This is a genomic window from Aeoliella mucimassa (assembly GCF_007748035.1).
Taxonomy (GTDB): domain Bacteria; phylum Planctomycetota; class Planctomycetia; order Pirellulales; family Lacipirellulaceae; genus Aeoliella; species Aeoliella mucimassa.
Genome location: NZ_CP036278.1, coordinates 4,098,696 through 4,121,915, shown reverse-complemented (window position 1 = coordinate 4,121,915; position 23,220 = coordinate 4,098,696). Strand labels below are relative to the sequence as shown.

The following is a 23,220-nucleotide window of genomic DNA, read 5'->3' as shown; positions in this document are numbered from 1 at the left end:
AAAACCGGCCAAAAACCCTCGTTCTTAATATTCAAGCACTACCGACACCTTGCTGCCTGGGTTCTCGGACGATTCGACTCCAGAAGCTTCCTGGCAACTTAATTCCAGTAGCGAGAAGGGGTGGTACCTTTCGCTAGTTGCGGTGATTCTCTCTCCGGCCACCTGCACCTCGAAGCGATCATCGAGCAGCGCCTGCGTGAATTCCTCAGTTAGCCAAGTGTCGATTATCTTCGTCTCTAAGTGGCCCAGTTTATGTTCGGTTAGCATTAGCTCCACTTGGGGTATGCCTACCTGTTTGGAGACCTGCACGACCAATTCTCCTCGAAACGGCTTGGAGGCATCGAGTTGGATAATATCGTTCGACGCTCGTTCGTTCGTCGTGGGGGCGGCCTTTAAGCGTAATGCGACCGTGCCTTTCGTAGCCGGAACGTAAATTTGCCATTTCCACCGCCAAGGACGATAACTTTCCACGCAGGTAGCATGAAGCAGGCTGGGATCCGTGATAGTGAGTGTCGGAGGCTCCTGACTCACCAGCCCTGCGGAGTTACCTGGCGGAAGAACCGCGGTAGCCACAAGCAGCACGAGAGCGAACCCAGCGACCACAAGCGTTGCGATCAGCAGTCGCGAGCGGAGTGATTGTTGCTTTTCGAGATGGAGTGCAGCGTCTGTCATGACGAATGGTTCCGATTTTCGAGGTAATACTCATACTCGCGTCGCAGGTACATCCGGTAATCCATTGTTTCCTTTCCTAGCCGGCGAGCCACGCCTCGCCGGAATTGGCAGAGTGGACTCTTCCAGCTCTTAAGAAGAGAAGAGCCTACTCCAGCCCATCAGTGCATATATTCGACGGCCGTGGGTCGACATAGTAGATGCCTAGCCTCTCAAGCCATGCCATCGCTGCAGCGACAGACTCCCAATGACTGTCAAAACGCTCCTGCCATTCTTCGTAAGCATTTGTTCTTATCTGTTGGTCATTCCAGTATATCGGTGGAATATCGAGATACACCTTCCCAAAGTCGAGTATGTATGGAGGCTCGACGATTTCTAACTCGATAATCATTAGATCGTCGTCATGGTTTAACAATCGCGGGAGGGCGAATTCTCCCACGGAGTTCACGTTTGCTTCCCTGAGCCGAAGGTAACTATCTCGCTCGACTTGATAGTTGTATTCGTGATGAATTGCTTTGATTGCCGTTTCCCGCGATCTCCATACCGTTCCGTCGCTGCCATATCCCAGCTTTTTGTGTTCTGCTACAATTCTGTTGTGAGTCCGAGCATATAGTTTTACCCGCTCAAACAACTTTGAGTCATCTAAGAACATGCCAGTTACCAGTGGATATTCATCGTCGGTTACGTTACGGCTAATTGTCGGTGACCGGGAGATCCCCCTGTCTCATGTTGGACCAAGCGAGGTTATCGTTCGCGGCGATTGCGACCCCATATCTCCCTGCAATGCGAAGCTGGTAGTTATTGTAGACGGCAAGAAAGTGTCGAAGAGAATTTTTCTTCCCTTTGGAATTCCTTGCGCTGGGGAGCGAGTGAAGTATCTCTAGGGGTCGTTTACGACGTACCAAAACTAAACGCAAAGCGGCCATGCAATTAGTAGCACCCCTAGCTGGAGAGCCACGTCTCTCTGGGGTTGATCCTCAGCATCTACTTCTGCTCGGTAATTCGCAGCCAAATCAAAATGCCGGGGCCCTCTCCCAGGAGATTCGTACCACCGCCGCTGCTAGGCGCGTAACTTCGTCGCATTAAAATAAACGGTTTGTCGGCGTCACAAGTAACCGTAGTCGCCCAAACCCCCTGGGAAGACCACCCAGTCGTATCACGTATTGCCGCTAGGTCGTCATCCGATAGTTTCACGAAGGAACTGTTCCCGCCTAATTGGTGCCCCAGTACCCACTGGCCGTACAAATCTTGGTAAACTCGGACCGTAAAGAGCAATTCCTCGCCACCTTCTTGAGAGAACCCAACCCCTTTTTCTGGCAGAGGGTCCGTTGCGGCTGGTATCGTGCCAGCCATGGCTTTGTGCCAAACAACACCCGAGCCCTCCGGTATCCACACCTTCCACTTCCAAACCAACGGGCTCTCGGTTTCCACTTGAATCGCATGGATCTTGGTCGGATCATCAATCGTCAAATACCCCGCTTCGTCGTGGAGTCGCTGGACTTCGGCTCGCAACGGGATGATTTCCAACGTTAGCAGTGCAATCGCCAAGGCCATCCCAACGAACGTGGTGGCCAGCATCAACGTGCGGAGCGAATATCTCGTGCGGCGTTTGGGGGTATCGTCCATCGAGGGGGCGTCGGCTGGGGAGGCTTGGGGAGGCATCCGCCTATTATGCGTCGGCCTTGGCTAGCGGGATAGTGCAATCGGGGGAATCGAGGGATCGACAAGTTTATGGTTGAAATTGGCCACCTGTTCTGGTGTAATGTACGTGGGTACATGTGTTGATGGCCCCGCTCGATTGCGAGTGAAACTGAAAAGAGTCGTGTTCGATGGAGTCGTGATGATGGTATCGCTGTCGAGGTGCGTTGTTTGTTTTTGAATGAGTAAAGTCGATTCCCTTATTTATGGATCGAGTCTTTTGTTGTGCCCCCAGGGGGCATTTGGAGTTTTGAGTTTCGTGAATTGCGATAGTTGCAAGTCGAAACAATCAAGGGAGTTACAGAGAATGGTCATGACGTAAGAAAAGCCCCCACCAATCGATTTTCCGGCAAAGTGGGGACAAAATAACGCCCGTGAAACGAACGAGTCGTCACGCCTGCGCGACAGCACGGGTGGGCGGTTTCGACAAACTTGCGGATTCACGCCCAAGAACACTCCGGTTTTGGCGAACAAACATCCGCCTGAGGGGCGAGATAGCGATCCACCCCTCAGATTTGCCTGATTTTCAGAAGCTGGGGTGATATAGTAGCAGAAACTCATCGCGCGATGCCGAAAGGGCTCGCTTGGAAATTCCTACCTACTTTTTCCCTCCGAGTAACATGACAAACAACACTTGCTTCACTCGATTTCATTTGTGTTCCGCGCTCGCGGTGCTGGCCTGCGTTGTAGGTTCGCCTAACCTGGCGTCGGCCGAAAGTGCGGATGCCGCGCCGAGCGATTCGCCGACCGTGGCGATCATCAACGACGAAGGTCCCGTTGGGCTTGAGAAGCCGAGCGATCCGATCACCATGTGTGGCGATGTGAAGCTCGGCGAGAACAAGTCGAAGCTCGTCGCCGAGCCCGGCCAAGGCGTGGTGGCCGCCCTGAAGAAGCTGCCTTACGATCAAACGAAGCCGCTGTTGAGCAAGCAGAAGTTTGGCGACTGCAAGGTGGAGCTCGAGTTCGTGATTGCCGGCGGATCGAACTCAGGCGTCAAGCTGCAGTCGCGTTACGAGATTCAGCTGTACGACAGTCATGGCAAAGAGAACCCCGGCGGCGCCGACTGCGGTGGCGTTTATCCTCACTGGAGTTACCATACCGGCAAGCCTGGTTTTCAATACACCGACAAAGGTTCGCCTCCCGCGGTGAATGCGGCGCTACCGGCCGGCGAATGGCAAAAGCTCGAGATCACGTTCCGCGCCCCGCGGTTCGACGAGTCGGGCAAGAAGACCGAGAACGCCCGGTTCGAATTGGTCATGCTCAATGGCAAGGAGGTGCAGCGCGATTTCGAGCTGGAGTCGCCGACCGGAACGATCGACAATCCACTGAAGGAAGTCGCCGAAGCCCCGCTGTTTCTGCAGGTCGATCACGGCGCGGTCGCCTTCCGTAACGTCACGGTAACACCGCTGGAGAAATAACCCGCTGCCCTGGCGGCAGTCGATCCCAACCCCCATTCGATTCGTATGCTCGACTCTCAACCTACTTCGCGCTCGTTTCGCTTCTCGCTACTGACGCTGGTGCTGCTGACCACGATCGTAGCGCTCGGTATCGCAGTCGCGCAGCTCTACTGGGAGGTTGCTCCCTTGCGAGACGAGGTCAAGCGATTGCGGGCCGAGGTCGGCGAACTCGACATTACCGACAAGACCAAGGTGCACGCGGTTGGAGTGGTGACCGACAACCAGCTGCGTTGGAAATGGCGGGTGTGGGTGCCCGAGGGAGCGAACTACGTCGCCCGGGGATTTGGTGAGGATATTCCCGCGCAAGGGTATCCCGACACCGGCGCGACCATCACACTCAGCCAACCAGGGGAGCACGTGCTGGAATGGGGGATTGAGTACGATCCGAGAAGCGAACGTTGGGAGGGCCGTCTGAAAGTGAGGGGCTCGAGCGCCGGAAGCGACCCGCAGCCGTGGGTCGATTGGAGTAGCCGCTCGACGTCCAGCAGTGGTGTCGGGACCAGGACTACGCGGGTGTATGATGCTGGCGAGCGGGTGGAGCTGATGAGGTTGCGCTGTACGAACGACGACAACACGCCAGCTTCGCCCGATGATCCGGTACCGGGCTTCTTGATTTGGATCGAACCGCAATGACCAGTCTAGCCGACGCTGTAAGTCCGCCCGACGACAAACGCCCACGGAGGTTGTTTCGGTTTTCGCTGCTCACGATGGTGCTGCTCACCACCATCATTGGGCTGGTGATCACGGTCGTGCTGCAGCAGGCCAAACTCGCTCCGATGGAAGCGGAAAACAAGAGGATGCGCAACGAGCTAGGCATCTTCAAAATTGAGGACCCGGAGAAGATCCATGTAATCCGTGTACCGACCGAAGACAACGCTCCGCGAAAATACCGCGTTTACCTCCCGCCAGGGCGGAAGTACGTGCGGTGCTATCGCGGGTACGATATTCCTGAGCAGGAGATTCCCGAACAGACAAACATCGAAGTCCTCGAGCCAGGCAACTATTTGTTTACGGTCAAGGCCGAGCGATTTGTCAACAAGGAAACCGGTGAGCCAGAGCCAATCGCCATATTTCGGATACGCTCCGAGTCGACCGACCAAGAGCCATTCGGCAATTCGAGTGCGACGGTCTCCATTAGCGAACGTGGTGTTGACTGGATCGTGAATGAGGAAACTGGCAATATGGCTTACAGCTGGCAGGAGCCAGGTCGCGATTTAGAGCTGCACGACGCTACCGAGCCGCTAGTGCTCTACCGCGCCCGGGCGAACAAGGTAAAGGTGCTTGGCCGCAGGGCGGATGGCCATGTAAATAGTTGGTCGAGTGAAATGATTCCAGGCGAGACCGAAGGCTTCATGATGTGGGTCGAGCCCGAGCAACGCAGGGCACAGCCATGATCGCTTGCTTGGTTACTGCTCGAACCCGGTTTTCGCCTGGCGGTCGCGCTCGTGCCGTGTGCGGGCGGGGTCGAGGTACGTGCCCGCCTGTACTGGTTGGTGGGCCGCACTGGCGTAGCCGGCTAGCTTGGCAACCACCTCAGGGTGATCGCTCGCGAGGTTTTTTGTTTCGCCGGGGTCGGCGCTCAGGTCGAACAACTGCCAAGCCGCGCGAGGTTTGGGGCGAATCACTTTCCACTTGCCTGCAATTACCGCCGTCTGCTGGCGATACTCCCAGTAGAGGTACTCGCGCTGCTGCTGAGCCGAAGCGTCGCTGCCGAGCAGCGTGGGGGCGATCGAAATGCCATCCAGATCACCCGGCGGAGTCGCGCCGGTTAGGTCGGCTAGTGTGGGGAATAAATCGGGATGGTAGAACGCAAGATCGCTCTCACTGCCTGGTGCAATGTGCCCCGGCCAGGCAACCACGAAGGGGATTCTCAACCCACCTTCGAAGAGATTGCGTTTCCCGCCGCGAAAGCCGAGTTGAGTTCGCGGATCGACGTTTGGACCAAGATAACCACGGGGGTGCTCACGGTCTTTGAAGCGGTCTTCGCCGCCGTTGTCGCCGGTAAAGAAAACGATGGTATTGTCCTGCAAGTTTAACTCAGTCAGCAACTGACGCAGCTCGCCGAGGTTGTTATCGATCATGGTGACCATGGCCGCGTAATTCTTTACGTCTTGCGGCACGCTCGGGTCGTCGATCCAGGAATAGCCAGCGTACTGCTGCCAGGCTGGGTCGTCGGAAGGAATATCGTACAAACCGTGTGGAGGAGTGATTGGTAAATAGCAGAAGAAAGGCTCGTCGCGATGGTCGCGGATGAACTTCTTGGCTTCGTCCATGATGCGATAGTGCGAATAGGTTTCGCCTTGCCGGCCGCCGTTATTGCCTGCCAGCGGAACCTCTTCGCTGTTGCAAATCAGGTAGGGCGGGTAATAACTGTGGGCGTGCACTTGGTCGTAGTAGCCGAAGAACGTGTCGAAGCCATGCTTCTCGGGAACGCCGGTAGAATCGCGACCGCCGCAGCCCCATTTGCCAAACCCGCCGGTCGCGTAACCTCGCTCACGCAGCATGGAAGCGATCGTCGGCTCCTCGGCCCGCAGCGGAGTGCCGCCATCGTTGGCGCGAACCGAAGCATGCCCCATATGCTTACCGGTGAGCAAAGCACACCTCAGCGGAGCACACACCGGCGCACCCGCCCGGGCGTGGGTGAAGCGGATGCCCTCGGCCGCCAGGCGATCGATCTCCGGCGTGTGGATTTTGGGATGCCCCATGTGCGAGAGTTCGTAGTACGCCAGCTCGTCGGCCATCAAGTACACGATGTTCGGCGGCCGTTCCGGCGATACCGTATCGGCGGCCAGAGTCGCGTTGCTCGGCATCAATCCGAGAACCACAGCGAACAGCAAAAGCAGGCGTTTCATCTGGGGAACCTTCTATCATTCCATGGTTTGTACCGACGACTCAGCCAGGGCATTCCCTTTAACGTGACCCCGCGACGTGCACCGGTCAACCACATGGTGCGTGGGGATCGGCTTGTGAAGCGTCTACGGTTTGGCGAACGGGTTGCCGCTATGGTATTCTAAAAAGCGTGTTGCTACTCCCTTTCTCAAGGACTGAATAACGATGAAATCAAAGCTCTGTGCTCTGCTATTGGCCGTGCTGCCTGCTTCGTTCACTTTGGCTAGCGACTACGTGGTGGTCGTCTCGCAGGCGACGTCCGACGATGCCGCTTGGAAGCAAGTGGTCGATACCCTGGTAGAGAAGCACGAAGCGACGGTTGTGACTTACACTGATAGCTTGGAGCAAGCCAAGGCGACCCTGGTCGAGTCGCACCCACGCTACACCTGCTTCGTCGCACAGTCGAAGGAAGCGACCAAGGAGTTTGTCGCCGCAGTGCATCAGCTTACTCGCGAGTACGACGACGATCCCTACACCGACACCCGTTGGGGCATTCTCACCGGGTACGATGCCGACTCGGCGCTGGCCATTGCCAAAACCACCGAGCCGTTGGTGATTCGCAAGGTTGCGTCCGGCACGGAAGTCGCGCTCGAGATGTGTCACGAAGGCAAATGTTTCGACGAACTGGTTAAAGGCAAGCTGGTCGTTAAGCAGCCCGATGGCGAAGCCGAGCTGACCGAAGGTCCGGCCGACTCGACCAAGGCACTTGTCGACACCCTGAACGACTACCAGCCCGATCTGTTTGTTACCTCCGGGCATGCGACCGAGCGAAATTGGCAAATTGGTTTTCGTTATCAAAACGGGTACTTTCTCTCCAAGGCAGGGCAGATGGTCGGCCGCGACACCGCTGGCGATATCCACGAAGTCGACTCGCCGAACGTGAAGGTCTACCTGCCGATCGGCAACTGCCTAATGGGCAATATCGACGGACCTGATGCCATGGCGCTGGCCTGGATGAACGATGCCGGCGTGCGGCAGATGATTGGTTACACGGTTCCTACCTGGTTTGGGTATGCGGGATGGGGATGTTTGGATTACTTTGTCGAGCAGCCTGGGCGATACACGTTTAACGAGGCGTTTCTCGCCAACCAGCTGGCGCTGGTGCATAAGCTCGAAACCACCAACGAGGATCGTCGTGGGTTGGAGTACGATCGCGACACCTTGGCCTTCTACGGCGACCCAGCCTGGGAAGCTCGCATGCAGTCGGCCGATTGTGCGTACGATCAGCAGCTCACTGTCGATGGCGACGTCTACACGCTTCGCATCACCCCTGCTCGCGGTGCGAAGTCGTTCGAGCCGGTCAACACCAACGGTTCACAGCGCGGCTACCGCCCGATCATCGCGTTCCTCCCTGAGCGGATGCAGGAAGCCACGGTGCTCACGGGGGCGGATCTCAACCCGGTCGTGACCGATGATTTCGTGCTGGTGCCCAATCCACGGACCGTGGAAGAAGGTCGTGTGTATGAGGTAGTATTCAAGGCTAAACCAGTTACTCCTTAATGGTTACTTGGTGATTTTGATCACGGTAAAGTAGTCGTCCTCAGGTTCGACGCGTGGGATCAATACGTCGAGGTGTCCTCCCACTTTGCCGGTCTCGATTCCCTCGACCGACGCGCCGGTCGAGAGTTGTGTTACTTGTACGTTGTCGCCAAACGACTCCGGCAATCGCACCTTAAGCGGCGACCGTTGGGGCCACGACTGGACATGCAGGTAGTACTGCGATCCATTCGACGATTTGGTTGCGTACGCGGTGCCGCCGCTCGGCAGGTCGACCTCAGGTGCCGGCACGGTACCGTAGATCGCCTGCGCATTGGCATTGGTCCAGTGTCCGATCTTCTGCAGTAGCACCTGTTGAGGACGCGGGAATTCGCCCTGGTCGTTGGGACCGATGTTCAAGGTGAAGTCACCACCCTTGCTAACCGAGTCGACCAGGTTGCGAACAAGCGTGTCGGGGCGGCGGTAGTTGTCGGCTCCTTTCATCCATCCCCAGCTATCATCGGCGGTGCAGGTCATCACGACCTCGAAGTATCGTTCCTGCAGCGAACCTTTCAGTTGATTTTCGGGAGTGCCATAGTCGCCGTGGTCCGACTCAACTCCGATGCCGCAGCGGTCGTTCACCAGAATGTTCGGTTGCAGTTCGCGGACGAAGTTATACAGCTCTCGGGCGTGAGGGGTATCGGTCGACCACTGATCTTCGACGTACCACCAATTGTCGAACCACAATAAATCGACGTCTCCATAGTTGGTCAAAAGTTCTTTGAGTTGCGCCTTCATGTACTGGCCATAATTGGCGTATTGATCGTCCATCACCTCTTTAGCCGACCAATCGCCAATGGAGTAGTACAAGCAGAGGTGCATGTCCTGCTTACGACATGCCTCGGCAAGCTCCTTAACGATGTCTCGACCGAAGGGGGTGGAGTCCACCACATCAAACGTGGTGGTCTTCGTGTCGAACATGCAGAACCCGTCGTGATGCTTGGTCGTAAAGATCACGTACCGCATGCCTGCCTGTTTCATCTGGCTCACCCATTCGTCCGCATCGAAGCCGGTGGGATTGAACTTGGAGGCCACGTTCTTCAGGTATTCGTCGGGCGAGATCACCGCGCGTCGTTCCCCAAGTCCCATGATCTGCTCGGCCGGGCGGTAAGGTCCTTTACCTTGGTAGTAGCCTCCTAGTTCGGAGTAGACACCAAAGTGAATAATGGCTCCGAACTTTGCATCGCGGAACCACTGACACCGGGCGTCGCCCGCACTGCAACCGCGGTTCGCCCAGAAGTCGTTTTCGGAAACCTGCAGCGTGGGAGTTGGATCTGTAGCGGTCTGCTGCGCGAAGCTGTTGCTCCAGCCCATGCTGAATGACATCAGGGTAAACAATACGAGGATTCCAGACCGTTTCATGCTGCTATTCTCAAAGGACTGCGGGAGTTCGATATCAATAGGCTCGGCTGTGTGATGCCGGAGCAAACCATCATCATGCACGGTCTGGCTTGCCATTTCAATGGAATGCTATTGAGTCACCATATCAGGCCCAATTCTCCTATTTCTGAGTGTTAATAACCTGTCGGTCGTATAAACAAAACACAACAAACACGTTCCCGCACTACGTAGCACGGGAACGTGTTATTAGTTGGCGCCTTGCCCCTCTCGTGACTCCCTCCCGGGGGAGAGAGAGTGGTCGAGGTTATTGATGCGCCACGCGGTGGATCTCTTGAGCCAAGGCTTGCATCAGGTGCACGTGGTTCAGCAGTTCGTTGCCGGTGGGAATCGGCGAGTAAACCTGGGGAACTTGCTGCACGCGTTGGTTTGGCGGAGGTGGCAACGTGCCGTTGCGGAAGGAGTGCACCGTACGGTTGCGAGTGTACCCCTTGCTGAACGTGACCTGGCTGCTGTTACCAATGCGTAGGGTCACGCTGGTGCCAGGCTGCGGGATATTCGTGCGATAGTGCGGTTGGTTGATCGGCACGAACGCCGGTCGTTTGGTGCGGTTGTAGCGATTCATGTCTTCGACCGCTTCGTGAACGTCTTTGTCGAGGTCTTCGATATCTTCCAGCACGTCTTCGGCACGCTTGGCAACGCAGTCCCATCGACGGGGATCACGAATCGCGTCGTGCAACGCTTTGTTCAGATCCTCCAATTCGTCCATCACGTCTTCGAGTTCGTCGAGCACTTCATTGCGGTCATGGCGATCGCTGATCATGGTGCGAGCGTCGTACGCAAGCGCGTTCGCTTCGCGACCGAGTTCCACTGACATCGAGAAGGCTTCCGACGCGGGATTCTGATAGTAGTACGACGTTTGAGCTTTCGCGGCCGAAGGCCAGGCCAACGCGGCAACAGCTAGAGTCCAAAGCAACATTTCCAGGCGGGTCATCGTGGGGCACCTTTCGTGGCGAGTGCGGGATGCGGGTGACTTCATGTTCTCGCGAGCCGTGGATCGATCGAAGTGCGACCGACCTCGTGGCTCGATTTCCTAGTAATGCAGCTGGTGTGCCAAAGTGAAAAACCCCGAGTTTCTGGCGATTGGCTCTTTGGGGGTGTCGTCGGAATGATGGCGCAGTGATCCGAAACGCGACGCGCAGTGCTTTGCACTCTTTTATCCAACCGATGGGGTTAGAACCCTCGCCTTCAGGCGAAACCTTCAGGTTCATATACTACTAGGATGGATAGTTACCGGACTGGGGCACATTGCCGCTTTATTTTGAAATGCCATTTCGTTTGGGGCGAGAAGTTACAGTAGGTGAGGAACTCGCGAAAGCTTCTGATGGAGTTCCAGCATCTGCAAAAGCAGTACTGGGGGCGTCATTTGTGGGCCCGCGGGTACTTTGTGGCGTCTAGCGGAAGTGTGACTGAGGAAGCGATTACCGCGTATATCCAGGGTCAGCGGGGAACGGAGCCCAAAGACGGGGAAGATAACTTCCGCGTAACGCCTTCGTGAGTGAAGGACTTCAGTCCGTAGCTCACGAACTCTTTCCAAACCTACCGGCTTCCAGCCGGTAGTAGTTCAGTTTTGCCCCCACTTTGCCGAAAAACGATCGGTGGGGGCAATTCTTACGTCGACCCTGGTGGTCGTAACTTGCTCCTGCAAAACAGTTTGCGGTAGGGGGAAGTGTCGCAAGTGAAAACTTCAATTGCCCCCTGGGGGCACAACGATGGCTCTAGCAGGTGGTGCATTCCTTCGGATTGGGGAATGCTGAGTGCAAAGGTCACGATTGGTGTTGGTGGTCATGTGTATATTAGACCGCACTAGGTGGCCAATTGCTATCGCAAAGTTCCCGATTGCTAAACAATGCGGAAGTGCGCTCTTTGTTTGTCGAAGAGCCCAACCTGCCGAAGAATCAGATGTATTAGAGAGCCCGATGTGTCGGAGGGGCCTTTGTGTCGATGAGATAGTCGACGGGGTTGCCGCATTGGAAGGCTTCTCCGATAATTCGGAGCTAGCACTCCTCTTGTTTCGCCCAGAAACAGCACCTCGCCGATGTTGGGCCAGTTAGATCAGTTAGGAAAAGGATTTTACCATGCCACGCCAACGAGTTTACGACAACGCCGCTCAGTGCATTGGCGATACTCCGATGATCAAAATCAATCGCTTGGTTCCTGCCGACCATGCGACCGTGTTCGCCAAGTGCGAGTTTTTCCAACCCCTCAACAGCGTGAAAGATCGTATCGGCGCAGCCATGATCGAAGCCGGCGAGCGCAATGGCAAGATCACCGCTGGCACCCATATTATTGAGCCCACCAGTGGCAACACCGGCATCGCCCTGGCTTTTGTCTGTGCAGCTAAGGGCTACAAGTTGACGCTCACCATGCCCGAGAGCATGTCGATGGAACGCCGAGTGCTGTTGCGGGCGCTGGGTGCCAGTTTGGAACTGACTCCCGCCGCCGATGGCATGAAGGGGGCCATTAGCCGGGCGCAGCAACTGGTAGAGCAGGGCGAGAACACGTTCATGCCGCAGCAGTTCGAGAATCCAGCCAACCCGGCGATTCACGAAGCGACCACCGGCCCGGAGATTTGGGAAGACTCGGGCCACGACATCGACGTGATCGTCGCCGGCGTCGGCACCGGTGGCACCATCACTGGTACCTCGCGTTACCTGAAGAAGATGAATCCCGAATTCAAGGCGATTGCCGTGGAGCCGGTCGATTCGCCTGTGATCTCGGGTGGTCAGCCTGGCTCGCACAAGATTCAAGGCATCGGTGCCGGATTCATCCCAGGCAACCTCGATACTTCGCTCATCGACGAAGTGATTACCGTCAGCAACGAAGAGGCCTTCCAGTGGTCGCGTCGTCTGGCGAAGGAAGAGGGCATCATGGCGGGCATCTCCAGCGGCGCTAACATGTGTGCGGCGGCCAAGATTGCCGCCAAGCCCGAGTACAAAGGCAAACGCATCGTCACCATCATGTGCAGCCTGGGCGAGCGGTACCTGTCGACCCCGCTGTTCGAAGGCCTGGCCGGTTAGTAGTCGGTCGCGGACAACCGATTTTGCCCACCAACGTAGGAGCACGGCCTGGGCCGACTTTGTTCGGCAAGGCCGTGGCCCTGCGGAAAAAGGGGAGTTTCGGGTCGCCTTCGCCCGGCTTGGGCTGTTGGTGGAGTTCGGCAGGTGACTTATACTATTGGCATGTCGAACAACAGCCTACCTATTGTTACCCGCCCCCGCTTGCCGGAGTGGCTCCGCGCGCAACCCCCTTCGGGCGAAGCGCTGGCCGTGTTTAATCGTACTCGCGGCACCGTCGATGGCGGTGGTCTGCATACCGTGTGCGAAGAGGCCAAGTGCCCGAATCTGAACGATTGCTGGGGCCGCGGCGACGCCACGTTCATGATTGCTGGCAAAGAGTGCACCCGCGGGTGCCGGTTCTGCTCGGTGCAAACACTACGCGCGCCGGAACCGCCTGATCCAAATGAGCCGGAGCAGTTAGCCGCCGCGGTAGCGAGCATGCACCTGTCCCACGTGGTGATCACCGTGGTGAATCGCGACGACCTGCCGGACGGCGGGGCCGATCACTATCGTCGGTGCGTGGAAGCGGTTCGCGAGCGGGCTCCCAAAGTATCGATCGAGCTATTGTCGAGCGACCTGGCTGGCAACTGGCAAGCCCTCGAGCATCTGCTGATGGGTCTCAATCTGGATGTGTTCGCTCACAATGTCGAATGCGTCGAGCGACTCGACTCCACGGTTCGCGACCCACGAGCGTCGTTCGAGTTGTCGCTCGAAGTGCTCCGCCGCGCGAAGCAACTGCGCCCCGACATGGTGACCAAGAGCAGCCTGATGGTTGGGCTCGGCGAGACCGACCGCGAGATCACCGAAGCGATGCAGCGGCTCCGCACAGCGGATGTCGATCTGCTGACGCTCGGCCAGTACCTGGCTCCCGGCCGACCGGGCGAGCGGTACTTGCCGGTCGATCGGTACGTGACCCCCGAACAGTTTGAAGCTTGGAAACACGAAGCACGTGAATTGGGATTCGCCGAAGCGGCAGCCGGACCCATGGTTCGCAGCTCGTTCCGCGCTGGCGAATTATTAGCTGCTGCTAACGAAAGGGCGAAGCAATGATGTCGTGGAAAGCGTGGTTGCCGTTGTTTGTGATCGTAGTGATGGCTGGCTGCCAGGCCCGCTTTAGCGACACGCGGACATTCACCCTCGATCCAACAGGCGAGGACATCCAGGAAGTCTATATCGACGGAATCAGCAGCGATCGCACGATCACCGTCACGGCAACTGCAGACGCTCCGATTGATGTGTACTTCTTTCTGGAAGACGACTTCGACGAAGTCACCCGAATGATCACCCTCGGTAAGCCGACCGATCTCGTGATGGCCGAAGTGAAGGGTGCTTCGCAAATCAACTTGTCGGCCACGGTGCCCGCGGAAAAATCGGCCGTGGTTTACTTTCGCGCGGCGGACAAAAAAGCCAGCATTGAATCAGAGATTAGCGGCTAGTCGATACGAGCCCGCTATGGCTGCTGTACCCCCCCTCGCACGATTTAGTTGCCCGGCGGGGGTGGGGGGACGATCTCTCCGGCAAAATCTGCCTTGCTGATGTCGACCAGCATCGACAGCGTGAGGGTATCCTCGTCGCGAAGTAGCTCGGCGGTCATACCGCGGAACCAGGTGAGCAGTGGAAACTGGTAGCCGGGGGGGATCTCGGTGAGCAGGAACAAGTTGTTCGGTGCCGCCGCGGTGGAAGCCCACACCTCGCGCCCTGCAGGGGTGGCCATCAGTTGGTACTCTCCGCCGAGCGGGCAGATGAACTCGCCGCCTACCAGTTCGTTGGCCAACTCGTGTGCCGCTGGGGGAGCGACGTGTAGTTGCTCGAGTAGCGAGTTCATGAACCGGCTACCGCTGGCCGACGTATCGCGGGTGCGTGCATAAGCGTACGACGTGACCACCTGCTCGTACTTGGTGCCGACCAAATCGCGAAGCATGACCCACGCCTGGGCGGGGCGTTCGGCTGGCACCATGGCCAGTTGATTGCCGACTTCGAACAGCACATTTTGCTTGAACGATATCAGCAAGAAGTCGTCGGTGCGACGAAACCAAAGATCGAACAATCCGACGCCGCGCGAGTAGCCTTGGCTGTCGTACGGCGACATTCGCACTGGCAGCATGCGTTCGAGGAACTGCGGTTTCGGATAGCTGCCGATGTATCCTTCGATGCCATCCATGATGGAGGTCGCCAGTTCCAGCGAACCACGCTCGACCACCAGCGGCACCGGACCATCACGCAGGCCTGCGAACAGGTGCAACGGTTCGTTGCTGCCCATCATGCCGGTGAGTACCACCTCGGCAGCAGCGACGTCGCCCGCGATGGGTGCCAGACGAGCCGGCGAAGGATCGCCTAGCTTCTTGGCAAACGAGGCCAGGTTGCTCACCGAATAACGCTGCAAGTGAACGTCGATTGCGATTCGCTCGACGCCCGGCGCAGGCTCGCTACCCGCGACCGCAACCGAGAGCGGTACCAAACTGGCGACCTCGCTCGTTACCTGCGCGGCAAATTGCTCGTACCGCGCCCGCTCGCCAGCGGTGCAGGTGGTCGGCAGGTTGTCGGCCATCGGCAACCAGTTGCCACGATACCCTCGCACTGACTCATAGGTGCGTCCCTGATTGTCGGTGAGCCACTGAGCGCCGTCGGCACGCTGCCCAATGTCGCGTGGCACAAACGCCCCCGCGGCCAGGTCGTCGATCGTCTCGTGCGGCAATCCTTCCTGTTCGGCCGCCAGGTAAGCGAGTCGCGTCGCCCGCTCGGCTTGCAGCGACCGCAGTCGGCGGTCGAGTTCGATGCGATACGCAGGGCTGGTCAGGTTCGTGAGGAACGCGCTCGACACGTGGACGAACGCGCGATTGTCGTCGCTAGCTGGGTACCGCATCCGGGCGACTTGAAAATCGGTAGCGGCGGCGAGCGGACGCTCCCCCTTGGCAGCGGCCAGGAACCGCTCGACCAGCGCGGCCGAGCTGCAGACAAAGTGGTAGTTGTCGGCCGTAACGTAGTAGGAGCGGAGCGAACCGTCGGGCGACGAGAGGAGCGACACCTTCTGCCCGGCGATGGTGACTTGCTCGTTGGTCGCACCGGAGACTTCTTTCGCGGCGGCCGAACGCTGTTGCGACAAGCTGGTGCCGAGCAGGAAGCTGTTCTTCGCCTGGAACAACACACCGACCGCGGCGCCGTCGGCGAAGTAAGGATCGAGTCCCACGATTGCAATGTCTTCGATCACTTGCGGACCAAGGATTTCGGCGACCTTCGACTCTTTAAGGGCCAGCCGTTTCGAGATAGCGTCGGTACTGCTGCGGCGGATGCTTCGCTGGATGAGCATGTTGCCGAGGTCGCCCCGCCAGCGACCGATGAAGTCGCGGAACCACAAGTAGTTGGTAAAGGTGCCGAAGCGAATGTAGAAACACTCTTCCGGCACGTACGACGCGATTGGCTCGATGGCGATCTCGCCGCCGAGGGCAGGGGGGGCGGCCGTGGCCACCGGCACCGCGTGCTCTGGCAGTGGCTGAGTGGCCGAGGGATCGTCGGCCGCGCCGAGCATCAAGTCGCGAAGCACCGAAGCGCGATACGCTTCGTCGGCGATCAGCTTGCCGGTGGCGGTGCCGCCCTGTTCGTGTTCGCGAATCAAGAAGCCTTCGAGCTTTGGCATCGGCTGGCTCAAGCGGGCCGACCACATGGCGGTCAGATAGGTTTGCACGCCGATCGGGTACTCGGCTTCTTGGTAGACTTTGGTGTACATCGCAATGTATTGCTTCCACCAGTCTTCGAGCGTCTTCTGATACTCCCGTTGATCGAACCGCGGCTGGGCGGTGACGCGAACGTGGTGCGGGGCGTAGATGTCGAGCTCGAGCGGCGTGTCGCCGGTGAACCAGAAGTAGTAGGTCAGCTTCTCTGGCAGTTTGAGCCCCAGCAGGTTGTTCAGCACCTTACGCGCCCGCTTTTTCTCTTGGGCCGGGTAGAGCACCCGCCCCGCAGGGTCGGTAATGGTAAAGCTCTGGTCGACCGCAGGCGCCCCGTCGGCGACGCTCGGCAAATCGACCTTCACCCGACCGATTCCGAGCGGTTGCCCGGAGAAGAGCTCGACCTCAATGTCCGCCTGGCAGCGGGCGTCGCCCAGGCCGGCGATGGCGAACAAAACCAGTAAGAGCTTGGGCAAGATTTGCCAACTTGCGGCGAATTGGTTAAAAGCACGCAACTGCATGATTACACTCAGCAATAAATTTGGTTCTAGCGAACGTTAGAAATAGGGAACGATCGCGATAAAAATGTGGTTCTGCCTGTGGCATCGTCAGGGGCGATGCGTGATACTTGTAGCTTCCGGCCAGGCGTTGAAATCAAAGTACCTATTATTCTCCCATTGCAGTCATGATGCTTCCTCGTTATTCGATGCGAACCGTGCTCTATCTCGCCGCACTGGTGGCTATGATTGCCTTGGTCGCAGGGCAGGGGGTGCAGGGGGCTCCTTGGGCGATCGCCTTTACCGTGGGGGTATGTAGCCTGGCGGTCTGCTGGCTCATGTACATCCTATTCTACGGGGTTATCTCGCTGTTCGCCCGCCTTGTTCTTGGTCAGAATCTGCAGCAAGCAACCGGTGGTCACTATCCCACTACTCGTCCAACAGCCGAACCATCCACCACGGTTGGCGAATCATCAGCCCAGGAATAGCCTTGCTTCGGATTGCCCAAAACTCGATTTGCCGCATTTTACTCCTCCTGGTGGTGGTTGTCTGCTGCGTGGAGGAGTCGCTCGGCCAGGCGATGGCGAATCAAACCGTTTTCCGCCGACCTACGCGGGGCACTTCGAAGGCCTCCGGCATGGTTTTCGAACTTGCCGACGACGGGCTGGGGGGCGGACAGTTTGGCTATCGCCGACTGATTGGGACGTTGCAAACCTCGAAACCAGCGGCTAGCGACATCGAGTTCAAAGTCGTCGCCAGGGTGAGCGACTACGACTACCGCCGGCAATCAATGACTGTGATTGATCAGGGCGTGCTCCCAGCGGGTGCCATGTCGGCGACGCTAGACTTGCGTGTGCCGCAGATGGAGGAGTGGACCGTTTATTGGTGGGACGTGTTCATCGACGGCCAGCTGGACCGCGAACTAAGTTGTCCGATCGATCGCCCAGAATACAACAACAACCAAATGCATAGTCGCTGGGAGGACATGGCGATCCTTCAGCTCCATGCTATAAGTAACTCTTCAGGATTTCGATTAGGGACAATCAATCAGATTAAAAATGAGGGTATCGATTACACACGCGTTTCCCGAGAGTTGCCAGAGCACTGGCTCGATTTCACTCCCTATGATCAGGTGGTGCTCAGCCTGAGCGAGCTGAGCGATCTCAAGGAAAACAGCACCGAGCAGTATCAGGCGTTGCTCACCTGGATCCACGCAGGCGGAGAACTCTGGCTCAAACAAACCGGCGAAACCTCTCAGCTGGCAAGCGAAGTCAATCCGTTGTTCGGTTGGCCGGCCGATGAGTCGACGGATGTTTTTGAGCCCGATCGCAGACTCCCTGCGTCCGAACGCTACTGGAGTTATGCGTTTCTCCCGCAGAATCTGCAGAATGCGGGAGGGCAGGCGCTGATGCAAGACTACGGGGCGGAACAGCAAGCCCGGCTAACGCCATCGGATCCTTCGGCCAAACCCTTTGGTAAGCTCTCCAAGGATTGGTTTGTCCAGCGACGTTATGGCTGGGGCAAGGTCGTTGCATTCGACACAAATTATTATGATCAAAGTAGCATCGAACAGGGGTTCCGCGAGTCAGGGTCCAATGAGCTGACCAGCAATATCTGGTCACGCCGACATGGTTTAGTGCCGGGATACGCGAACTACGACTTTAATAATTGGCTGATCCCCGGTGTGGGACTTGCCCCGGTCATTAGCTTCCAGGTGCTCATCACCTTGTTTGTGATCGCGATTGGTCCGCTCAATTACTGGCTGCTACGGCGAGCGGGGCGATTGCATCTGATGGTGGTAACCGTTCCCGCTGCGGCTTTTCTGGTAACCGCTTGTTTGTTGGCTTACGGTTTTCTGGCCGACGGATTTAGTACAAGAATGCGAGCTCAATCGATCACCTTGATCGACCAACAACAAGATCAGGCCACTACTTGGAACCGCCTGTCGTATTACGCCGCCTTCGCGCCGAGTAATGGACTCGCATTTTCGGATCAGGCGGCCGTTTACGTCATCGAGCCAGACAATGGAGCGGGCTACTCGAGCGGTTACAATTACAAGAACTCTGCGATCGAATGGGCCTTGTTGACTAACTCCACTCGAACTGTGGAAGCCCGAGTTGGGTGAATTGATTGATGATTTTACAGCGCAAGCGGGCTTCCGTTTGTTGGTTTTCGAATACTCGGTTTTTGAGATGGCTCCCAAAGCTTTGTTTCACTCGGTACATGGTCGTTTCCGCCAAGCTTCTACGATGATAGCCCACTTCCTCTTTCCAACTCCTACGCCCCTTGCGTCGAATCTGACGAATTGCCTCGTCCCGGGGCAAAGGCTCCTCCGCAGAGTTGCCATGTTGTTTGATCTTGGCGTTGTGCTGCGGCGGAATCACCGGCTCAATGCCTTCGGATTCCAGCCCTTCATAAACCTTCCACTTGTCGTAACTACCGTCGCCGTGAAACTTTTTTACGGGCTGCTCCACCTGCTCCAGCATTTCGGGAACCGCATCGGCATCGTGGCAACTGTTCTCGGTCAAAATCTCCGCCACAATCTCGCGGGTGTCAGGATTCACCGACAAATGCAGCTTCCGCCATGTCCGCCGCTTCGACTTGCCATGCGTCCGCATCTTCCATTCGCCCTCGCCAAACACTTTCATGCCGGTGCTATCCACCACGATATCGATGTCGCCCCTCTTGTTAGCGATATCGAGCGAAACATTCAGCTTGCTGGCTCGCTTGGCGAGCGAAGAATAATTGGGAATCGCTGCCTCGACGCCCAACATCGCCACCAGCGAGCGGCCGAATCCCTCAGTCTGCCGATAGGGAAGTTTCAGCAGTTCGCGAATCGTCAGCAAGCACTCGATCGCCGTATCGCTGAAGACAAAAGGGCGACCGACTTTTGTCTGGTCGTTAGGATGTTCCCAGTTCTCCAACGCCTCGTCGCTAAACCAAATAGTGATGTTTCCACGCTCGATGAGCGACTTGTTATACTCCTTCCAGTTCGTGACTTTGTAGGTTCGTTTTTCTTTCGTAGCCATGTTCGATCTCCGTAAAAAAGGTACGTGGTTCCATTCCACGTTAGTTTTTACGGAGGTTTGTGACTAATTGTTCAACAAGGCCGATCGAATGGCAGGAGGGAGAGCAGCGGTTGACCAAGGGGTGGTTGAGTTCGCGCACTCCAACCCAGTTCTTAGTCGTTGAGCCAAAGAAAGTAGCCGAGAAACTCGAAGTGCGACTCGGAAGCAAGCCGCGTGCGGAGAGCAGTTTTCAGCATGGTGCCGAACTGGTGCTTGTGCAAGACGACGAGGGCGATTGGTACTCGGCCGAGAACACCCCCACCGGCGAAGTGTTTTCGCTCAGCAAGATCGACCGAACTAAAGCAGTGACGCTGCTGCGCAAGACCCTCCGTGATCGGGAGCCGCAACTACCTGCCGGATTAGACTCGGTAGATGGATCCTCGATATTGTGGTCGGGCAATCGTCGCTATCGATACTATCGTAGGAACGGTGTTTCTTACGAAGATTCGTTAGCCAGTAATAGTCTGCTGATGACCCGCTGGGAGGAACTGCTCGGCGTGAGCGGTACACCTGCCCTTGACCTGCCGGCGCGAAGTTATGTGATGGTCAGCGATTCCACCTTGGTTCCGGTGGAGAAGAATCTTGAAGCCGTGGAAGACTCAAGCGTGCACTTGGTGATAGGTCGCTGGTAGGAGACGATCCGTCGAATGTTGAACAACAAAGTATAGACTAGGCTCGCATGGTAGCATCTTCCCCGCAAATCGAACTTCGCCACGTGCATCGCTGGTTCGGCGATACGCATGCCGTGAACGATGTATCGTTCTCTGTGCAAGCTGGCGAGGTCTTTGGCTTTATCGGCCCCAATGGTGCTGGCAAGACCACCAGCATGCGTATTCTGGCGACCCTCGACGAACCCTCGACCGGCGACGCACTGGTCGATGGCTTTTCGGTGGTCGAAGATCCAGAGCGGGTGCGGCGGCGACTCGGATTCATGCCCGACTATTTTGGCACCTACGAGAACGTCGACGTGCACGAGTACCTCGACTTTTTTGCCCGCGCTTACGGATTGCGTGGTAGCGAGCGAACCCGCGCACTCGCGTTTGTCGAAGACTTCACCGGGCTCAATAAGTTGGCCACCAAGCCGATCAACGGGCTCTCCAAAGGCATGAAGCAACGGTTGTGCTTGGGGCGAACCATGATTCACGATCCGTCGGTCATGGTGCTCGACGAGCCGGCGGCCGGACTCGACCCTCGGGCGCGGATCGAACTGCGGGAGATGATCTCGCGACTGGCCGATTTGGGCAAGGCGGTGCTCATCAGTTCGCATATCCTTACCGAATTAGCCGAGGTGTGCCATCGGGTCGGCATTATCGAGCAGGGCCAGTTAGTCGCGGTCGGCACCGTCGACGAAATCAGTCGTAAGGCTCAAAAGGTTGCCATGATCGAGGTGCGATTCGTCGGCGATCCCGAGCCAGCTCACCAATGGTTTGCCGCCCGCGAGGACCTGCACGACGTGCAATGGGACTTGAAGAAAGCGACACTGTCGCACGCTGGCGACGAAGCTACACAGGCACAACTCCTACGCGAGATCGTACAAGCGGGGCTCAATGTCGTGGAGTTTCGGTGCCGTACTAAGTCGCTGGAAGACGTGTTTCTCGAAGTTACGGAGGGCCGCGTGCAATGAGCGACGTCGCCGTGGTGGAACCAACTGCAGAGCCCGCAAGCACTCGCTACGAGAAGTGGCGGCAACACTTCGAGAAGTTCGAAGCCTGGTTGTCGAAAGCTAGCGATTATCTTAACCCAATTCTTGTGAAAGAGACTCGGCAAGCACTCAAGAGTCGCCAGTTCGGACTGGCGTTTGTGTTGTTGCTGATTGTCTGTTGGCTGATCACGATCTTCGCGATGACCACCGCCGGCCCGGGAGTGTACTACTCGGCCGTCGGTCGATCGCTGCTGATGTGGTATTACATCGTACTGATCTTCCCAATGATCGTGATGGTCCCTTTCGCTGCATTTCGTTCCCTCTCGGGGGAGCGGGAGGAGAATACCTACGATCTTTTGAGGGTGTCGACCCTTAGTCCGCATCAAATCGTGCGGGGAAAACTCGCTAGCGCCATTGTGCAAGACGGGGTTTACCTGTCCGCGGTCGCTCCCTGCATTGCTTTTACGTATCTGTTGCGGGGTATCGACGTGCTGACCATCGGCTTGTTGCTGGTTACCGTTACTCTGGCCAGCATTGGGCTTTCGATGATCGGGCTGTTTCTGGCAGCGCTCTCGAAACGCAAGCAAGGACAAATCTTGCTTTCCGTGTTGTTTGTTGCGGCGTTGCTGCTGAGCCTAATGGGCGCTATCAGCGGCAGCGTTGAGTTTATCTCAGGTGGAGAGTCACTAAGCGGAGAAGAAGCCTGGATCGTACTGAGTTGTAGTTTCACTTTCTATGCAACGACGTTCTTGATGCTCTATTTGGCCACGGTCGCTCTCACCGCTTACAGCAGCGACAATCGCTCGACTCCACTGCGGTGGAGTATGGTGCTTCAACAAGCAGCGTTTGTCGGCTGGATCGCTTACTTCTGGATCGAAGATGGCTACACGCGACTGGCGATTCCCTCGCTTATTATTATCTCCACGATTTACTGGTACTGCATGGGGACGATGCTCACGACCGAAACGGCAGAACTCTCCCATCGCGTGCGTCGCAAACTGCCCCAATCGGGCATGGGGAGGATGATGTTTGGGTTGTTCAACCCTGGACCTGGGACCGGCTACTTTTTTGCGGTCGCCAATTTGACTGCCGTCGTTTGGTTAGCTTTCCTCGCGATGGGGTGGATTTCGTATTCAGGTGTTGGACCAAATCGCGGCTTTTCGCTCGATGAACTCACCGCCTTGGTACTGATCTACTGGGGGTTGATGGTGTTCTACTTGGGAATCGGCAAGCTGGTAGTCCGCGTGGTCGCCCGATTCACGGAAGTGACCACCGTCGCAGGCTTCTTGATCCACGTGCTGGTCATCTTGGCCGGCAGCGGTATTCCCTTTGCCTTGCAGAGCTCGCTACGAAACTGGCGGAACATGGGATACAACTTCATGCAGTGGTTGAATCCACTCTGGACCATGGCCGAATACGGCGATGGCGTCCGTGTCGACGAGTCGGTAATGCTGCACGTGATGGTGGTGAGTTGCCTGGCGCTCTGCGTGATGTGGATTAACTTGCCGGGAGCGGCCAAAGAACTGATGCAAGGACGCGTCGCGCTACCAACGCGGGTAGTGCAGGACGAAGCCGAGTTGCATCCCGTGGAAATCAAGCCACAGAGTCCGTGGGACGAAGAACCTACAACTGCGGAGTGATG

At 57.1% G+C, this 23,220-nt stretch carries 21 protein-coding genes; 13 read left to right on the top strand and 8 right to left on the bottom strand.

The annotated features are described in order from the left end of the window. Positions 1 to 24: 24 nt before the first annotated feature. The 3 genes from Pan181_RS16095 to Pan181_RS16085 form a co-directional block, all read right to left on the bottom strand. On the bottom strand, positions 25 to 672 hold the full coding sequence (locus Pan181_RS16095; protein ID WP_145248124.1) for a hypothetical protein: 648 nt from the start codon (positions 670 to 672) through the stop codon (positions 25 to 27). Between the two features lie 145 nt (positions 673 to 817). Next, positions 818 to 1,321, bottom strand: a complete 504-nt coding sequence (locus tag Pan181_RS16090) for a hypothetical protein (protein WP_145248122.1) — start codon at positions 1,319 to 1,321, stop codon at positions 818 to 820. Between the two features lie 332 nt (positions 1,322 to 1,653). After that, a complete protein-coding gene (locus Pan181_RS16085) occupies positions 1,654 to 2,331 on the bottom strand; it encodes a hypothetical protein (protein WP_197528414.1) in 678 nt (225 codons plus the stop codon). Positions 2,332 to 2,987: 656 nt separating this feature from the next. On the opposite strand from Pan181_RS16085, the gene Pan181_RS16080 reads away from it, so the two are divergent. From Pan181_RS16080 to Pan181_RS16070, 3 genes are read left to right on the top strand one after another with little or no spacing between them, the layout of a single operon-like run. Then, on the top strand, positions 2,988 to 3,785 hold the full coding sequence (locus tag Pan181_RS16080; RefSeq protein WP_145248119.1) for a 3-keto-disaccharide hydrolase: 798 nt from the start codon (positions 2,988 to 2,990) through the stop codon (positions 3,783 to 3,785). Positions 3,786 to 3,830: 45 nt separating this feature from the next. Further along, entirely contained in the window at positions 3,831 to 4,457 is a 627-nt protein-coding gene (locus Pan181_RS16075) for a hypothetical protein (protein ID WP_145248117.1), read from the top strand. Beyond that, positions 4,454 to 5,218 carry a hypothetical protein gene (locus tag Pan181_RS16070; protein WP_145248115.1) on the top strand — a complete coding sequence of 255 codons (765 nt, stop codon included), beginning with the start codon at positions 4,454 to 4,456 and terminating at the stop codon, positions 5,216 to 5,218. Before Pan181_RS16075 ends, Pan181_RS16070 begins: the two co-directional genes overlap by 4 nt. 12 nt (positions 5,219 to 5,230) lie before the next feature. Here Pan181_RS16070 and Pan181_RS16065 read toward each other — a convergent pair whose 3' ends face one another. Beyond that, entirely contained in the window at positions 5,231 to 6,676 is a 1,446-nt protein-coding gene (locus tag Pan181_RS16065; RefSeq protein WP_231943616.1) for an arylsulfatase, read from the bottom strand. Positions 6,677 to 6,878: 202 nt separating this feature from the next. Here Pan181_RS16065 and Pan181_RS16060 point away from each other — a divergent pair, with 202 nt between their 5' ends. Then, positions 6,879 to 8,213 (top strand): hypothetical protein, encoded by a 1,335-nt coding sequence (locus Pan181_RS16060; protein WP_145248113.1) that lies wholly within the window; start codon positions 6,879 to 6,881, stop codon positions 8,211 to 8,213. 3 nt (positions 8,214 to 8,216) lie between these two features. On the opposite strand, the gene Pan181_RS16055 is transcribed toward Pan181_RS16060, so the two are convergent. After that, entirely contained in the window at positions 8,217 to 9,611 is a 1,395-nt protein-coding gene (locus Pan181_RS16055) for an alpha-L-fucosidase (RefSeq protein WP_197528413.1), read from the bottom strand. A 283-nt stretch (positions 9,612 to 9,894) separates the two neighbouring features. Beyond that, positions 9,895 to 10,581 (bottom strand): hypothetical protein, encoded by a 687-nt coding sequence (locus tag Pan181_RS16050; protein ID WP_145248110.1) that lies wholly within the window; start codon positions 10,579 to 10,581, stop codon positions 9,895 to 9,897. Positions 10,582 to 10,947: 366 nt separating this feature from the next. Here Pan181_RS16050 and Pan181_RS16045 point away from each other — a divergent pair, with 366 nt between their 5' ends. The 4 genes from Pan181_RS16045 to Pan181_RS16030 all read left to right on the top strand — a co-directional run bounded on the left by Pan181_RS16045 (position 10,948) and on the right by Pan181_RS16030 (position 14,142). Further along, on the top strand, positions 10,948 to 11,145 hold the full coding sequence (locus Pan181_RS16045) for a transposase (protein ID WP_391483957.1): 198 nt from the start codon (positions 10,948 to 10,950) through the stop codon (positions 11,143 to 11,145). Positions 11,146 to 11,725: 580 nt separating this feature from the next. Then, a complete protein-coding gene (gene cysK / locus Pan181_RS16040; RefSeq protein WP_145248108.1) occupies positions 11,726 to 12,667 on the top strand; it encodes a cysteine synthase A in 942 nt (313 codons plus the stop codon). Between the two features lie 144 nt (positions 12,668 to 12,811). Next, a complete protein-coding gene (lipA, locus tag Pan181_RS16035; RefSeq protein WP_145248106.1) occupies positions 12,812 to 13,756 on the top strand; it encodes a lipoyl synthase in 945 nt (314 codons plus the stop codon). Next, entirely contained in the window at positions 13,753 to 14,142 is a 390-nt protein-coding gene (locus tag Pan181_RS16030; protein ID WP_145248104.1) for a hypothetical protein, read from the top strand. The genes lipA and Pan181_RS16030 overlap by 4 nt, the downstream gene beginning before the upstream one ends. Before the next feature lie 44 nt (positions 14,143 to 14,186). Here the strand turns inward: Pan181_RS16030 and Pan181_RS16025 are convergent, their stop codons facing one another. Continuing rightward, positions 14,187 to 16,847: a hypothetical protein gene (locus Pan181_RS16025; RefSeq protein WP_145248102.1), complete on the bottom strand. Its 2,661-nt coding sequence runs from the start codon at positions 16,845 to 16,847 to the stop codon at positions 14,187 to 14,189. A 209-nt stretch (positions 16,848 to 17,056) separates the two neighbouring features. Here Pan181_RS16025 and Pan181_RS16020 point away from each other — a divergent pair, with 209 nt between their 5' ends. Both Pan181_RS16020 and Pan181_RS16015 read left to right on the top strand, forming a co-directional pair. Then, positions 17,057 to 17,356 (top strand): hypothetical protein, encoded by a 300-nt coding sequence (locus tag Pan181_RS16020; protein WP_145248100.1) that lies wholly within the window; start codon positions 17,057 to 17,059, stop codon positions 17,354 to 17,356. Between the two features lie 53 nt (positions 17,357 to 17,409). Further along, the gene (locus Pan181_RS16015) at positions 17,410 to 18,993 is read left to right on the top strand and encodes a hypothetical protein (protein WP_231943615.1); all 1,584 of its coding nucleotides are present in this window, start codon (positions 17,410 to 17,412) and stop codon (positions 18,991 to 18,993) included. On the opposite strand, the gene Pan181_RS16010 is transcribed toward Pan181_RS16015, so the two are convergent. Continuing rightward, the gene (locus tag Pan181_RS16010; protein ID WP_145244898.1) at positions 18,956 to 19,897 is read right to left on the bottom strand and encodes an IS5 family transposase; all 942 of its coding nucleotides are present in this window, start codon (positions 19,895 to 19,897) and stop codon (positions 18,956 to 18,958) included. The two genes, Pan181_RS16015 and Pan181_RS16010, sit on opposite strands and share 38 nt — an antisense overlap. 59 nt (positions 19,898 to 19,956) lie before the next feature. Between Pan181_RS16010 and Pan181_RS16005 the strand changes: the two genes are divergently transcribed. Genes Pan181_RS16005 through Pan181_RS15995 form a run of 3 tightly spaced genes read left to right on the top strand, consistent with a single transcriptional unit; the run spans position 19,957 to position 23,218 of the window. Next, complete coding sequence (locus Pan181_RS16005; protein ID WP_145248097.1) at positions 19,957 to 20,568, top strand: hypothetical protein; 612 nt, start codon at positions 19,957 to 19,959, stop codon at positions 20,566 to 20,568. Positions 20,569 to 20,615: 47 nt separating this feature from the next. Beyond that, positions 20,616 to 21,560: an ABC transporter ATP-binding protein gene (locus Pan181_RS16000; protein ID WP_145248095.1), complete on the top strand. Its 945-nt coding sequence runs from the start codon at positions 20,616 to 20,618 to the stop codon at positions 21,558 to 21,560. Beyond that, the gene (locus tag Pan181_RS15995) at positions 21,557 to 23,218 is read left to right on the top strand and encodes an ABC transporter permease (RefSeq protein WP_145248093.1); all 1,662 of its coding nucleotides are present in this window, start codon (positions 21,557 to 21,559) and stop codon (positions 23,216 to 23,218) included. The genes Pan181_RS16000 and Pan181_RS15995 overlap by 4 nt, the downstream gene beginning before the upstream one ends. Positions 23,219 to 23,220 lie beyond the last annotated feature (2 nt).